The 12,962-nt window shown below is 70.9% G+C and carries 11 protein-coding genes; 2 read left to right on the forward strand and 9 right to left on the reverse strand.

Features of this window, described 5'->3' with window-relative positions; genetic code table 11:
• Window positions 1-25: 25 nt before the first annotated feature.
• The 5 genes from AC3A6R_RS03605 to AC3A6R_RS03625 are packed head-to-tail and all read right to left on the reverse strand — an operon-like array spanning window position 26 to window position 5,221.
• Window positions 26-2,152, reverse strand: coding sequence for a TonB-dependent siderophore receptor (locus AC3A6R_RS03605; protein WP_487863786.1), 2,127 nt, complete (start codon window positions 2,150-2,152; stop codon window positions 26-28).
• Window positions 2,149-3,087 carry a thiamine phosphate synthase gene (gene thiE / locus AC3A6R_RS03610; RefSeq protein WP_487863787.1) on the reverse strand — a complete coding sequence of 313 codons (939 nt, stop codon included), beginning with the start codon at window positions 3,085-3,087 and terminating at the stop codon, window positions 2,149-2,151. The genes AC3A6R_RS03605 and thiE overlap by 4 nt, the downstream gene beginning before the upstream one ends.
• On the reverse strand, window positions 3,084-3,893 hold the full coding sequence (locus AC3A6R_RS03615) for a thiazole synthase (protein ID WP_487863788.1): 810 nt from the start codon (window positions 3,891-3,893) through the stop codon (window positions 3,084-3,086). The genes thiE and AC3A6R_RS03615 overlap by 4 nt, the downstream gene beginning before the upstream one ends.
• A 15-nt stretch (window positions 3,894-3,908) precedes the next feature.
• Window positions 3,909-4,112, reverse strand: a complete 204-nt coding sequence (gene thiS / locus AC3A6R_RS03620; RefSeq protein ID WP_487858942.1) for a sulfur carrier protein ThiS — start codon at window positions 4,110-4,112, stop codon at window positions 3,909-3,911.
• A 5-nt stretch (window positions 4,113-4,117) separates the two neighbouring features.
• Window positions 4,118-5,221: an FAD-dependent oxidoreductase gene (locus AC3A6R_RS03625; protein ID WP_487858943.1), complete on the reverse strand. Its 1,104-nt coding sequence runs from the start codon at window positions 5,219-5,221 to the stop codon at window positions 4,118-4,120.
• A 35-nt stretch (window positions 5,222-5,256) separates the two neighbouring features.
• On the opposite strand from AC3A6R_RS03625, the gene thiD reads away from it, so the two are divergent.
• Complete coding sequence (gene thiD / locus AC3A6R_RS03630; RefSeq protein WP_487863789.1) at window positions 5,257-6,138, forward strand: bifunctional hydroxymethylpyrimidine kinase/phosphomethylpyrimidine kinase; 882 nt, start codon at window positions 5,257-5,259, stop codon at window positions 6,136-6,138.
• Here the strand turns inward: thiD and AC3A6R_RS03635 are convergent.
• On the reverse strand, window positions 6,071-7,441 hold the full coding sequence (locus AC3A6R_RS03635) for a purine-cytosine permease family protein (protein WP_487863790.1): 1,371 nt from the start codon (window positions 7,439-7,441) through the stop codon (window positions 6,071-6,073). The genes thiD and AC3A6R_RS03635 overlap by 68 nt on opposite strands.
• 358 nt (window positions 7,442-7,799) lie before the next feature.
• Between AC3A6R_RS03635 and AC3A6R_RS03640 the strand changes: the two genes are divergently transcribed.
• On the forward strand, window positions 7,800-9,725 hold the full coding sequence (locus AC3A6R_RS03640; RefSeq protein WP_487863791.1) for an adenylate/guanylate cyclase domain-containing protein: 1,926 nt from the start codon (window positions 7,800-7,802) through the stop codon (window positions 9,723-9,725).
• Here the strand turns inward: AC3A6R_RS03640 and AC3A6R_RS03645 are convergent.
• Genes AC3A6R_RS03645 through AC3A6R_RS03655 form a run of 3 tightly spaced genes read right to left on the reverse strand, consistent with a single transcriptional unit; the run spans window position 9,699 to window position 12,951 of the window.
• Window positions 9,699-10,622, reverse strand: coding sequence for a PDR/VanB family oxidoreductase (locus tag AC3A6R_RS03645; RefSeq protein WP_487863903.1), 924 nt, complete (start codon window positions 10,620-10,622; stop codon window positions 9,699-9,701). The two genes, AC3A6R_RS03640 and AC3A6R_RS03645, sit on opposite strands and share 27 nt — an antisense overlap.
• A 35-nt stretch (window positions 10,623-10,657) precedes the next feature.
• Window positions 10,658-11,923 carry a Rieske 2Fe-2S domain-containing protein gene (locus AC3A6R_RS03650; protein ID WP_487863792.1) on the reverse strand — a complete coding sequence of 422 codons (1,266 nt, stop codon included), beginning with the start codon at window positions 11,921-11,923 and terminating at the stop codon, window positions 10,658-10,660.
• 8 nt (window positions 11,924-11,931) lie between these two features.
• Complete coding sequence (locus AC3A6R_RS03655) at window positions 11,932-12,951, reverse strand: Bug family tripartite tricarboxylate transporter substrate binding protein (RefSeq protein ID WP_487858952.1); 1,020 nt, start codon at window positions 12,949-12,951, stop codon at window positions 11,932-11,934.
• Between the last annotated feature and the right edge of the window lie 11 nt (window positions 12,952-12,962).

Raw genomic sequence — 12,962 nt, forward strand, 5'->3', positions numbered from 1 at the left:
CCAGAATTTTTTTCGGGGCCCGCGGTCAGAGCGACACGCTGAGCCCGAGCCGCAGCGTGCGCGGCGCCCCGGGGAACAGATAGACGTGGCCGAACTGGTAGGGCGACTCCTTCCAGTAGCGCCGGTCGAACAGGTTGTCGATGGCGATGCTCCAGCTTGTCTGCATGCCGCGCACCCGGGTTTCGTAGCGCAGCGCGGCATCGACGCGGGTCCATGACGGCAGCACGATCGATCCGCCGGGCAGCACGTTGCGCCGGCCTTCGTGCGAGAGTTGTCCCAGTAGTTCGAGGCCCGGCACCGCAGCCACGCGGTAGGCGGCCTGCGCGCGCAGCACCTGCTTGGGCACGTTGGTGGGGCGTTGTCCGTTGGTGGCGGGCTCGTCGATGCTTCCATGGCGCTTGGCGTCGATCAGCGTGACGCTGCCGCCGAGCCGCCAGGGCCCGGCTGACCACTGCGCGCCGGCCTCGAGCCCGCGGTGCACCGCGCTGCCGTCGTAGCGGCCTTCGCAGGGCGTGGTGCCGAGCCGGTTGCAGGCGTCGAGGTTCGTCATCGGCCGGCGGATGTCGAACCAGGCGAGCTGCCAGTTGAACGTATCGGTGCCGCCCTTGAGCCCGAGCTCCCATTGGCGCGAGGCCAGCGCGGGCAACGCTTCGCCTGCATTGGCGTACTGCGATCCCTTGTTCGGCACCACCTGCGACTCCACGCCCTTGCCCCAGCTGGCATAGGCCAGGAGGCCGGGCTGGATGGCGTAGCTGGCGGCGACCCAGGGCGTGGTGATGCCGTCCCGGTAGCCCGTGGACCGCGTGCCATCGGTGCGGACGCTGTCGCGGTCGAGCCGCGTGTGGCGCACGCCGAGCCAGGTGGTGAAGCGGCTGTTCCAGCGGATCGCATCCTGCACCGAGAGCTCGGTCGAACGCTCGTCGCGGTTCGTGTTGGCGTCCGTCAGCGTCGGGTCCGGCGGCACCACGGCGGAGGCCAGGATGTTGCCGGTGCCGACGTAGTTGTAGGCCTGGTCCTGGAAGCGGTTGCGCACGCGGCTTGCAAGCAGGCCGAAGCCGAGTTCGTGCCGCACGCTGCCGGTGGTGAGGTTGCCCTTGAGGTTCAGGCTGCCCGCGGTCTGGGTGCGTCGTTCGTTCTCGCTGCGGAAGTCGTAGAAGTCGAAGCTGCCGTCGCTGCAGTAGCGGTCGTAGTTGCCTTCGGCGCCGCAGCCGAAGGCATAGGCCAACCGGTCGTCGGTCTTGAGGCGCTGCTGGCCGAGCTGCGCGCTCCAGCGCCAGTCGGCATTGAGTGCCTGGCTGAAGCGCACGCTGCCGGTCAGCGCGTCGAATTGCGAGGGCTGCGACCAGGGCTGGTTGTTCAGGTTGATCTTCGGGTCGACCGGTGGCGGCAGCGTGTGGCCGAGCAGGCTGAAGCCGTTTTGGCTCGGCTGGGTCTTGTGGCTGCGCTCGATCTCGAACTCGAGCACCGAATCGCGCGTGATGCGCCAGTCGGCCGCGAGCGCGAACAGGTTGCGGTGGCCGTCGAGGCTGTGCGCGTGCGGCTTGAGGTTCTCGCCCGCGACATTGAGCCGCCAGCCGAACTCGCGCCGCGTGCCGAAGCGCCCGCCCAGGTCGAGCGCGCCGAGCACGCTGCCGCGGCTCGTGGTCTCGATGCGCACGTTGCGCAGGTCCTGCTCGGTCGGGCGCTTGACCACGTAGTTGACCAGCCCGCCCGGCGCGCTGGTGCCGGCCTGGATGCCACTCGTGCCGCGCAAGATCTCGATGCGCTCCTTGTTGTCGAGCGCGATCGTCGTCTCGGCGCTGATCGGCAGGCCCTCGCGCCGGTAGTTGTAGCGGTTGTCGAGCACGAAGCCGCGCACGGTCAGGTAGTCCCAGTAGCCGGCAGAGTTGTAGGCGTCGGTGACCGAGGCATCGAACTGCGCCAGGTCCGACAGGCGGCGCGCGCCGCTCGCACGCAGTTGCGTGCTGTCGATCACGGTGGCGGAAAGCGGAAGCTCGCGCAGCGGCACGTCGCCGAAGCCACTGACCTCGGCCTGCGGCGCGGCGGCGCCTTCGACGACGGTGATCGCGGGCAGTTCGGTGGCGGCTTGCTGTGCCTGTGCGCCGCAGGTGCCGGCCAGCAGCCACAACGCTGAAACGGTGGCGGTCTTCATGCGGCGGCGCTGCCGAGGGCTGCCATCCATTGCGTCGCAATCGCCTCGGGGTCCTCGGCCGCGACCAGCGCGCGCACCACGGCCACCGAGCCGACGCCCGTGGCCAGCACTTCGGGCAGCCGCAGCGCGTCGATGCCGCCGATCGCCACCTGCGGGTAGCCGCGCATCAGCCGCGCGTAGGCAGCGAGGCGCGCCACGCCCTGGGGCGCGGTCGCCATCTTCTTGAGCGTGGTCGGGTACACCGCACCCATCGCGATGTAGCTCGGGCTCACCGCATCGGCGCGCACCATCTCGGCATAGCCGTGCGTGCTCACGCCGAGCCGCAGGCCCGAGTCGCGGATCTGCCGCACCTGCTCGGGCGCGAGCGCATCGAGGTCTTCCTGCCCCAGGTGCACGCCGTAGGCACCCGCCGCGATGGCGGCTTGCCAGTGGTCGTTGATGAAGAGCAGGGCGGCCGTGTCGCGTGCCGCGTCGACGGCGGCCTGCACTTCGCGCTCGACCGCCGCGGCGTCGTCCGACTTGAAGCGCAACTGCACCGTCGGCACGCCGGCACGCGCCATGCGACCCACCCATTGCGCGTCGGGCAGCACGGCATAGAGGCCGAGCCTGTCGGGGCAGGGCGCGAAGGCGTCGTCGCGCGCCGCGGGCGGAAAGGGGCGCAGGCCGAAGTCGGCCGGCGTGCAGGGCCAAACGTCGGCATCGAAGGCGCTTGTTCGCAGGGTCTGCGCCTGCCAGGCGCGCGCCAGGCATTCGGCGTCGACCTCGATGAAGCCGAGTGCGGTGCAGGCCTGCTTGGCGCCGCGGTACACCGGCGCGTCGGACGAGAAATGGCTCGCCGAGACGGGCGCGGCCGTGGCGGCGCCGAAGCGCAGGCCGTGGGCCGCGACGATCGCATGGGCGACGCTGCGCGCGTCCGGGGTGTGAGTGGTGGTCATGTTGCGTGGTGCCAGAAAGGGGTTCCGAGCACCGGCGTGCTCGGCTGGGCGGCGTCCTGCGCCGCCATCGCGCCCGCGCGGTGGGCGGCGCGGCCGGCCTGCACCGCGTCGGCAAAGGCGCCGGCCATGGCGACCGGGTCCTGCGCCAGTGCCACCGCAGTGTTGAGCAGCACGCCGTCGTACCCCCACTCCATGACCTGGCAGGCATGCGAGGGCAGGCCCAGGCCCGCATCGACCAGCATCGGCACGTCCAGCCGCTCGCGCAGCAGCTGCAGCGCGTAGGGGTTGACCGGCCCGCGACCGGTGCCGATGGGCGCGGCCCAGGGCATCACGGCCTGGCAGCCGACGTCGACCAGGCGCTGGCACAGGACCAGGTCTTCGGTGCAGTAGGGCAGCACCTGGAAGCCGTCGCGGATCAGCTGCGAAGCGGCATCGACCAGGTTCAGCGTGTCCGGCTGCAGCGTGTAGTCGTCGCCGATCAGCTCCAGCTTGATCCACGGCGTGTCGAACAGCTCGCGCGCCATCTGCGCGGTGGCGATCACTTCCTGCACGCTGTGGCAGCCTGCCGTGTTGGGCAGCACCGGCACCGCGAGCCGGCGCAGCAGCTCCCAGAAACCGTTGCCGAGCTCGCTGTTGCCAGAGCCCTGGCTGGCCGTCTGGCGGCGCAGCGAGGCGGTGAGCATGGCCGGCTTCGCGCGCTGCACCGCGGCTTCGAGCAGGTCGGGCGACGGGTAGCGCGCGGTGCCGAGCAGCAGCCGGCTCTGGAAGGTCTGGCCGTAGAGCACCAGCGGGTCGTTCGTGGTCATTTCTGTTGTCTCCATTCAACCGCCCGTGACCGGGCGGATCACTTCAATGCGGTCGCCGGCTTGCAGCGCGCGCGCCGCGTAGCCGGAGCGCGGCACGAATTCGCGGTTCACCGCCACGGCGAAGGGCGGCACGGCTTCGATCGCCGCAACGGCGTCCACCAGCGTGGCGCACTCGGGCAGTGCAAAGGGCTTGTCGTTGATCAGGACGTCGATCTTCATGGTGGTCAGGTCTCCAGGCCGAACTCGCGCGCGAGTGCAGAGTGCCCGTGCACGAGCAGTTCCATCGCGCAGTCGAGCATCGCCGGTGCGATCATGAATCCGTGGCGGTAGAGCCCGTTGATCTGCAGCACGCGCGGATGCGGCCGGCGGATCGCGGGCAGGTTGTCTGGCAAGGTGGGGCGGCATTGCGCGGCGATCTCGAGGATGCGCGCTTCTGCGAAGCCGCTGTGCACCGCATAGGCGGCGCTCAGCAGCTCGAGCGTGGAGCGCACGCTTGCGCTCGACATGTCGTCCGATTCGATCTCCGTCGCGCCGATCACGAACACGCTGCCGGGCTTGGGCGCGATGTAGAGCGGATAGCGCGGATGCACCAGCCGCGTGGGGCGCTTGAGCGCCACCTCGGGCGCATGCACGCGGATGACTTCGCCGCGCACGCCGCGCAGTTCGCGCCACTGCGGCCGCGCACCGAGGCCGCGGCAGTCGATCACTTGCTCGGGCTGGCCGGCTGCGCCCGGCGAAAAATCCTCGGGCGCGCGCGGCGACTGCCAGTGCAGTTCGACGGCTGGGCACGCCTGGAGCGTGGCGAGCAGCGCCGCCAGCAGCGCACGGTTGTCGAGCTGGCCTTCGCCCGGAAGGAACAGGCCGCGTGCAAAGCGCTGGCCCAGCGACGGTTCGAGTGCAGCGATGCCTGCGCCGTCGAGCGCCTGCATCGGTGCGAGCGCCGGCACGTCTTCGCCGGTGCGCGCCAGCACGCGCGAAAGCCGCGCCGCCTCGGCAGCGTCCTGCCGGTGCCAGAGCACCAGCGTGCCTTCACGTTGGAAGAACACCGGTTCGGCCAGCGGCGCCAGCAGCTCGGGCCAACGCGTGAGCGCGTAGTGGCCCATGCGCACGAGCGGCACCGGCGCCACGGCCGATTCGGCCAGGGGCGCGAGCATGGCCGCGGCCACGCGCGCGGCCGAACCTTCGGCTTGCGGGCCGCCGGCTTCGTGCAGCGCGACCTGGCAGCCGGCGCGCGCGAGCGTGACGGCGAGCAGCCGGCCCATCAGGCCCGCGCCGAGGATGGCGACCGAGCGGAACGGCAGTTCGGCCGTTGGCAGGGGGTTCACCATGGCCGAGCCCTTCCGCGTCGCCGATAATTTTCGGCATGACCCACCAAGCACCCACCGACGCGCCGCAAGCGCCCCTGCGCTATGCACGCGTGCTCTCGATCGCCGGCTCCGACAGCGGCGGCGGTGCCGGCATCCAGGCCGACCTCAAGACCTTCGCCGCGCTCGGCTGCTACGGCATGACGGCCATCACCGCGCTCACCGCGCAGAACACGCTCGGCGTCTCGGGCATCCATGCCGTTCCGCCCGCTTTTCTGAAGGCGCAGATCCAGGCCGTGGTGGAAGACATCGGCGTCGACGCCGTCAAGCTCGGCATGCTGCACGCGCCCGAGGTGGTCGAGGTTGTAGCCTGGGCCATCGACCACTACCGGTTGCCGAACGTGGTGCTCGATCCGGTGATGGTGGCCACCAGCGGCGACCGCCTGATCGCGGCCGAGACGGTGCAGGTGCTGGTGCGCGAGCTGTTCCCGCGTGCCGTGGTGGTCACGCCCAACCTCGACGAAGCCGCGCTGCTGGTCGGCCACGCCATCGGCGGCATCGATGCGCTCGACGGCGCTGCCGACGAACTGCTGGCGCTCGGTGCGCAGGCGGTGCTGCTCAAGGGCGGGCACCTGCCGGGCGAGGAGGTGGTCGACGTTCTGCTGCAGTCCGGCGGTGCGCGCCGCCGGCTCGCGTCGCAGCGCATCGCGAGCCGCAACCTGCACGGCACCGGCTGCACCTTGTCGTCCGCCATTGCGGCGCACCTGGCGCTCGGCCTCGCGCTGCCCGATGCGGTCGAGCGTGCACGCGGCTACATCCTTGGCGCGATGGCCGCGGGCGTGCAGGTGAAGACCGGTGCCGGGCATGGGCCGCTCAACCACGGTTTTGCGCCAGTGCCGATGCACCGCCTGCCGTGCCCGGCACCGGCTTCGGCCGGCTGATCCACGCCATCAAGAAAGTGGCCGCCAGCGTCGGCAGTGCCGAGCCGAACTGCGGCGCCCATTTGGCGCATGCGTGGTACGCCGCGATGCCGCCGATCCAGATCACCGCCGCACCCAGGTCCACCCGGCGCAGCGACGAAGCCACCGTCTGTCCCGTGCCGAGCCGGCCTAGGATCACGCCGTAGAGCGGCACGAACACCGAGCTGAGCATGAGCAGGAACGGTTCGAGCGAGTGCATCGGCAGCACCAGCGCAAGGCCCGTGCACAGCACGGCCAGCAGCAGGCCCCAGCGCCGAACGCTCCAGCGCGGCAGCAGGCTGTGGGTCGAGACCGAGCCCGAGTACACGTCGCCATAGGCGTTGTCGAGCTCGTCGACCAGGATGAGGCCGAGCGCCACCAGCCCGCCCTGCGCCAGCAGCAGCGCGGTCACGAGGCCGGTGCCGGGCTCGGCCACGCTCACCACCATCACGCCGAGCGCATAGCACCAGATGTTGGCGAGCGCATAGCCCAGCCAGGTGCCGCCGAAGGCGCCGCCCAGGCCGCGCCCGTTCAGCCTGCGCTTGCCGTGGCGCGCATAGTCGGCCACCAGCGGCAGCCAGGAGACCGGCATCGCGATCACCAGGTCGATCGCGCCGAAGAGCCCCATGCCGCCGTTGCCGGGACGAGACCAGAAGACGTCGAAGCCCCGAGCCTGGAGTTCGGCCGCGAACTGCCACGTGAGCCACAGCAGCGACAGCACCACCAGCGGCAGCCCGAAGCGGCTGACGAAGCGGCGCACCAGCTTCACCATCGAGCCCGCGAGCAGCGCAAGCAGCACCGCGCCCCAGAGCAGCGTGGCGAGCGCGCCGCCCAGGGCGCCGTCGAGCGGCAGCCCGAAGGCCTTGCCGGCGATCGCCTGCGTGCCCTCGCGCATGATCACCAGTTCGAAGGTGGTCCAGCCGACGAGCTGCACGATGTTCAGCAGCACCGGCAGCCGCGCGAAGGCGCTGCCGTAGGTGGCGTGCATCAGCCCTGCGCTGGCGAGCCCGCTCTCGCAGCCGAGGCGTGCGGTCCAGGCCAGCAGTGCGGCGCCGATGCCCGAGCCCACCACGATGGCGAGCGCGGCATCGCGCGTGCCCACGGCCGGCACCAGGTAGGCACCGACCTGCATCACCAGCAGCCCGACACCGAGGCTGAACCACAGCGCTGCATGGTCGTGCCAGCCGAAGACGCGCTGCGAAAGCGGCAGCGGCGTGAGCGCCTCGTTGGGCACGGGACCGGTTCCCGTGTGTCCGGTGTTGTTGTCGTCGTCGATGCGTGCCATCCGTTTGCTCCATGCAAAAGGTTTGGCAGGTGGGCGGTGTCCGGGCGGCGCGGGCCCCGCGCGAAGAAAGAACGCGAGTGGCCGCCAGACCAGCTTCCCTGCGCGAGGATTGCCTCGGGCTCGCCCGTCGGTCGACGGTGCGGGCCCCCGGTGAAACACCGGACAGGTTCAAAGGGACTTTCTCAGCCGGACGGCAAGCCGCCCAGCACCCCTAGCAAGCGCGCCACGGCAAGCCGCGACGCAGGGCGGAGTTTAGCCTCTGTCGACGGGCCGTGCCGGCCGCCGAGCGTGACGCAGGCCGGTATTTCCCCGGGGACGCCGGGCGGGAGACAATCCGTCCCGACGAGCACCGCCCCGCATGCCAGACCGATCCAGCCATCCCGCGCCAGAGACCACCGAGGCCGCCCCCGTGCGCCTGCGACGCTTCAGGGTCGACGTCGGCACCATCATCTGCCTGGTCGCGCTGGTGCAGTCGCTGCTGCTGGTGGCGCTCGGCTATTGGGGCGCGCAGCGGCTGGTGTCGCGTGTCGGCGCTTCGGCGCACAAGGTGAGCCACGACCGCGTCGAGGACAACCTGCTCGCGTTCCTGGCCAAGACCCAGGCGGTGGTGCATGCGATCGGCGATTCGCCGAGCCTGCATCCGCTCGGCGAGGACGGCGAGCGCAGCGCCGAGCTGCTCTGGACCATGCTGGAGGAGGCCACCGAGCTCGACAGCATCGGCGTGGCCAGCGACGACGGCCACCTGCTCATGGCCGAGCGCTATCCCGAAACCGCGATCCGCAAGGTGGTGCGCGACAGCGGCTTCAGCACCGAGACCTGGGAGTTCAAGCCCTCGCCCGACGCCGAAGGCGGCAGCGCACGCGAGCGCTTCGCCACCCGACGCATCGAGGCCTTCCGCAGCGACCACGACGTGACCGAGCGCGACTGGTACAAGCGCGCGCTGGAGGCGCCGCTCCCGGTGTGGACGCCGCCGTTCCACCTGGCCGAGGACGAGGAGCTCGGCGTGAGCTACGTGCAGCCCGCGCAGCGCACCGACGACGAGGGGAACGTCCAGCGGCTGGTGGTGGTGGCGCACCTCTCGCTCGGGCACCTGTCGCGGTTGGTGCGCGCATTCGGCAGCCGCGGCCCCGGCGACAGCGTGCTGCTGAGCGACGACCACCATGTGCTCGCGCGCAGCGACCACACCGATCCCGTGCGCATGCTGAAGGCGCCCGAGGGCGGCATTCTCGGAGCGGTGGACGCCTACATGAAGGCCCACGGCATTTCGTACAACGTGGAGGACGAGAGCTTCTCCCTCGCGTACGAGGGGCGGCGCTACCGTGTGGAGGCCTCGCACATCGGCGCGACCGGCTGGGAGCTCATCAGCTGGGAGCCCGAGGACGCGCTGCTCGGCGACCTGAGGCGCCTGCTGCGCTGGGGCCTGGTGCTCACGCTGGTGTTCCTGGTGCTCGCGCTGCTCATCTCGCTGCGGCTGTCCAAGCTCGTGACCACGCCGATCGAGAAGCTCTCGCACACCGCGCGCCGCATCGGCCGGCTCGAACTCGACGATCTGCCGCAGGAGCACAGCCGAGTGCTCGAGATCCAGCACCTGAACCAGGCGCTCGACGACTCGGCGCGCAGCCTCAAGGCCTTCAGCAAGTTCGTGCCCGTGGGCGTGATCCGCCAGCTCATCGCCCAGGGCCATGCACTCGCGCCCAGCGGCTCGCCGCGCCGGGTGACCGCGATGTTCACCGACGTCGAAGGCTTCGCGGGCATCTCCGAGTCGCTGCCGGCCGATGTGCTGGTGGCGCAGCTGACCGAGTACTTCAACCTCGCGCAGCGCGTGTTCACGCGCCACGGCGGGGTCGTCGACAAGTACATGGGCGACGGGATCATGGTGCTCTGGGGCGCGCCGCTCGACCTGCCCGACGCGGAATACCGTGCTTGCATCGCGGCGCTCGAACTGCATGCCGAGATGACCCCGCTCAATCGCCGATGGCAGGCCGAGGGCCTGCAGGCCTTCCGCACCCGCGTGGGCATCCACACGGGCATGGTGATCGCCGGCGTGCTGGGCTCGAGCGACCGCCTTGCCTACACCGCGCTCGGCGACGTGATCAACGTCGCAAGCCGCATCGAGGGCGCCAACAAGCACCTGGGCACGCGCACGCTGGTGTCGGAAGCCACCCGTGCGGGCCTCGGCGACCGGTTGCCCACGCGCCGGATCGAGGGCCAGGTCGAGTTGCGCGGGAGGCAGATGCCGATGGTGCTGTACGAACTGCTAGAGGTCGAGCAGCAGCCGGGCTGAGCGGGCCCGCGAGCAGCAGGGCAGGAACCGGTCGTTTGCCGCCTGTTCGGCGGGCGTGAGATAGAGGTCGCGGTGCTCGATCTCGCCGGCCAGCACCCGCGTGAGGCAGGTGCCGCACACGCCCTGGGCGCAGGACAGCGGGATCTCGATGCCCTCGGCCGCGAGCGCGTCGGCCACGCTGACCGTGGCGGGCACGCGGATCACCCGGCCGCTGCTGCGCAGCGCGACCTCGAAGCTGCCTGCGTCGTCGCCGACCTGGGCGGCGCCCGCAAAGTACTCGAAGTGCACCTGCGCGTCCGGCCATTGGAGCGCGCGCGCGGTGGCGCGCACTGCGTCGAGGAAGCCCTGCGGTCCGCAGACGTAGAGATGCTTGCCGGGTCCCGGATGCGCGAGGGTGGCCGCGAGGTCGAGGCGCTGTTCGGGCGGTCCGTCGTCGTGGTGGAAGAACACCTTGCCTGCGAAAGCGCTGTCTTCCAGCCGCCGCCGGTAGGCCGTGCGCGCGGTCGTCCGGTTGCAGCAGTGCAGCGCGAAATCCGCATCCAGCGCGGCCAGCCGCTGCGCCATCGACAGCAGCGGCGTCACGCCGATGCCGCCGGCGAGCAGCAGGCTGTGGGTGGCGTCCTCGGCGAGCGGGAAATGGTTGCGCGGCGTGCCGATCTGCAACAGCGCGCCCTCGTTTACCGCGTCGTGGAGCGCGCGCGAACCGCCGCGCGAAGCCGCATCGCGCAGCACGCCGATCTCGTAGTGCGCGTCCTGCGCGGGCAGGTTGCACAGCGAGTATTGCCGCACCAGGCCGCCGGGCAGCGCCACGTCGATGTGCGCGCCCGGCGCGAAGGCCGGCAGCGGCCGGCCGTCGGCAGCGACCAGCCGGAAGCCGGCCACGCCCTCGGCTTCCATTGTCTTTTGCGCCACCCGCACCGGGATCGCGAGGTTCACTGGTGCACGAGGAAGTTGCCGGCCTCGAACTGCACCGGGGGCGCTGCGGGATCGAAGCTCACGCCGGCCGGGTCGCGGCCCTCGCGCAGCGCGTCGAGCTGGCGCTGCAGCAGCCGGCGCAGCATGACGATGCCGCGGTCCGAGGAGGCCAGGTGTTCCTCGGAATGCGCAGTGATCGCGCCCTGGCTCACCTGCGCCTCGTAGTCGCCCGGAAAGGCGCGGTGCTCGGCTTCGCTCAGTTCCTCCCACAGCTTGCCGTTCAAGCGCGAGCGCACACGGGCGAGATCGCCGGGGTTCTTCACCCGGCCCACGGTGTAGATCCGGAAGCTGTGGTCGTCGATCGGCAGCACCCAGCCGATGGACTCGACGCGCCCGAATTCCGCCACGCGCGGATTCGGCACCACCCGCAGCGTGGGCAGTACCGGGCCGGCCACGCGGCGGAAGACGCTGCCGTCCTCGAGCCGGCGGACCGAGGTGATCAGCACGCCGGTCTCGGTGCTCTCGAATTGCACTTCGGGCATCTGGCCCATCAACGCCACGAACTGCGTGCCGCTGAAGCTGCCGTGCAGCACCGGCACATGGAACGGATCGGCCACGTTCTCGTAGTGCTGCAGCCAGTTGCACGGAATGATCTGCGGCCCGCCGCCGCCAATGCTGTTGCCGTCGGCCTCCAGCGTCTCGCCCTCGCCGAGGGTTTCGAGGCAGTCGTACCGCGGCAGCACGGGCTTCTTCTCGGGCGGGCCGAGATAGGCCCAGACCAGGCCGTATTGCTCCTGCACCGGGTACCAGGGCTGGCGCACGCGCCCGCGGCTGCGTGCGCCGCCCTCGGGCTCGCAGGGTTGGTCGACGCAATGGCCCTCGACGTCGAACATCCAGCCGTGGTAGCAGCAGCGGATGCCTTCCTCCTCGACGCGCCCGTAGTAGAGGGAGGCACCGCGGTGCGCACAGCGCCAGTGCACCAGGCCCGGGCGTCCCTTCCTGTCGCGAAAGAGGATCAGGTCTTCGCCGAGCACGCGCACCTTGCGCGGCGTGTCGCTCGCGTCCGCGGCCAGGCCGACGGGGTGCCAGTAACGGCGCAGCAGCTCGCCCATGGGCGTGCCGGCGCCGACCTCGGTGAGCTCCGGCCTGTGGTGCGGTGGCTTCCGGCCGTAGGCGGTGCCGGTGTCGAACGAGATCGGCTGCCAGCCGGGGTCGGAGGTGGCGGCGGGGAGGGTGGGCGAAGCGGAAGGCGAGGTGGCAGAAGAGGTGGCGGAAGAGGGCATGGAATTGCTCATTCGGGCGTGACGCCTGCGGCCTTGATGAGGGCCGCGACGCGGGGGAAATCGGCCTTGTAGCTGGCGCGGAACTCGGCCGGCGTGCTGCCCAGCGGCTCGAAGCCGAAGCCGGCCAGGCGCTCCTGCACGTCGGGCATCTTCGTGATCTCGCGCAGCGCGGCCGACCACTCGTCGAGCACGGGCTGCGGCGTCTTCGCGGGCGCATACGCGCCGATCCAGCTGTCGAGGTCGAAGCCCTGGAAGCCCTGCTCGGTGAAGGTGGGCACGTCGGGCATCGAGCGCACGCGCTGGCGGCCGGTGATGCCGAGCACCTTGATGCGGCCGGCCTGCGCAAGGCCGCGCGCGGTCGACGGATTGGCAAAGGCCACGCCGAGCGACTCGCCGAACATGTCGTTGTGCGCCGCGGCCTCGGCCTTGTAGGGCACATGAACGAGCTCGATGCCGGCCTGGCGCGCCAGCAGTTCGCCGAACAGGTGCGCGTTCGAGCCGTTGCCCCAGGTGCCGTAGCTCAGGCCCGGATGGGCCTTGGCGTAGGCCACGAACTCGCGCACGTTAGAGAACGGCGCGGCGGCACGCGCGATCAGCATCGGCCCGCCCGTGGCGATCTGCGAGAGCGGCTCGAAGTCCTTTACCGGGTCGTAGGGAAGGCGCGGCTGCAGCACCACGTTGTTGATGTGCGTGAGCGGCAGCGTGAGAAGCACCGTGTAGCCGTCGGGCGCGGCCTTGGCCACGGCATCCGCCGCGATGGTGCCGCTCGCGCCCGGCCGGGCCTCGACGATCACCGGCTGGTTCCAGCGCGCCTTGAGCTTCTCGGCATAGATGCGCGCGATGGTGTCGATCGGCCCGCCCGCCGTGCCGAAGGGAACGATGCGTACGACACGCGCGGGAAACTGCGCGGGCTGCTGCTGCGCGAAGGCGGGGCCGGCGGCCAGTGCCGCGAAGCCCGCGCCAAGAATGCCGAGCGCGCGGCGCCGCGTGGCGTGCCGCGCACGCGGCGAGGGTCTGAACCGATTCATCGCAGGTCTCC

Source organism: Variovorax sp. Soil_C_19, from assembly GCF_057657255.1.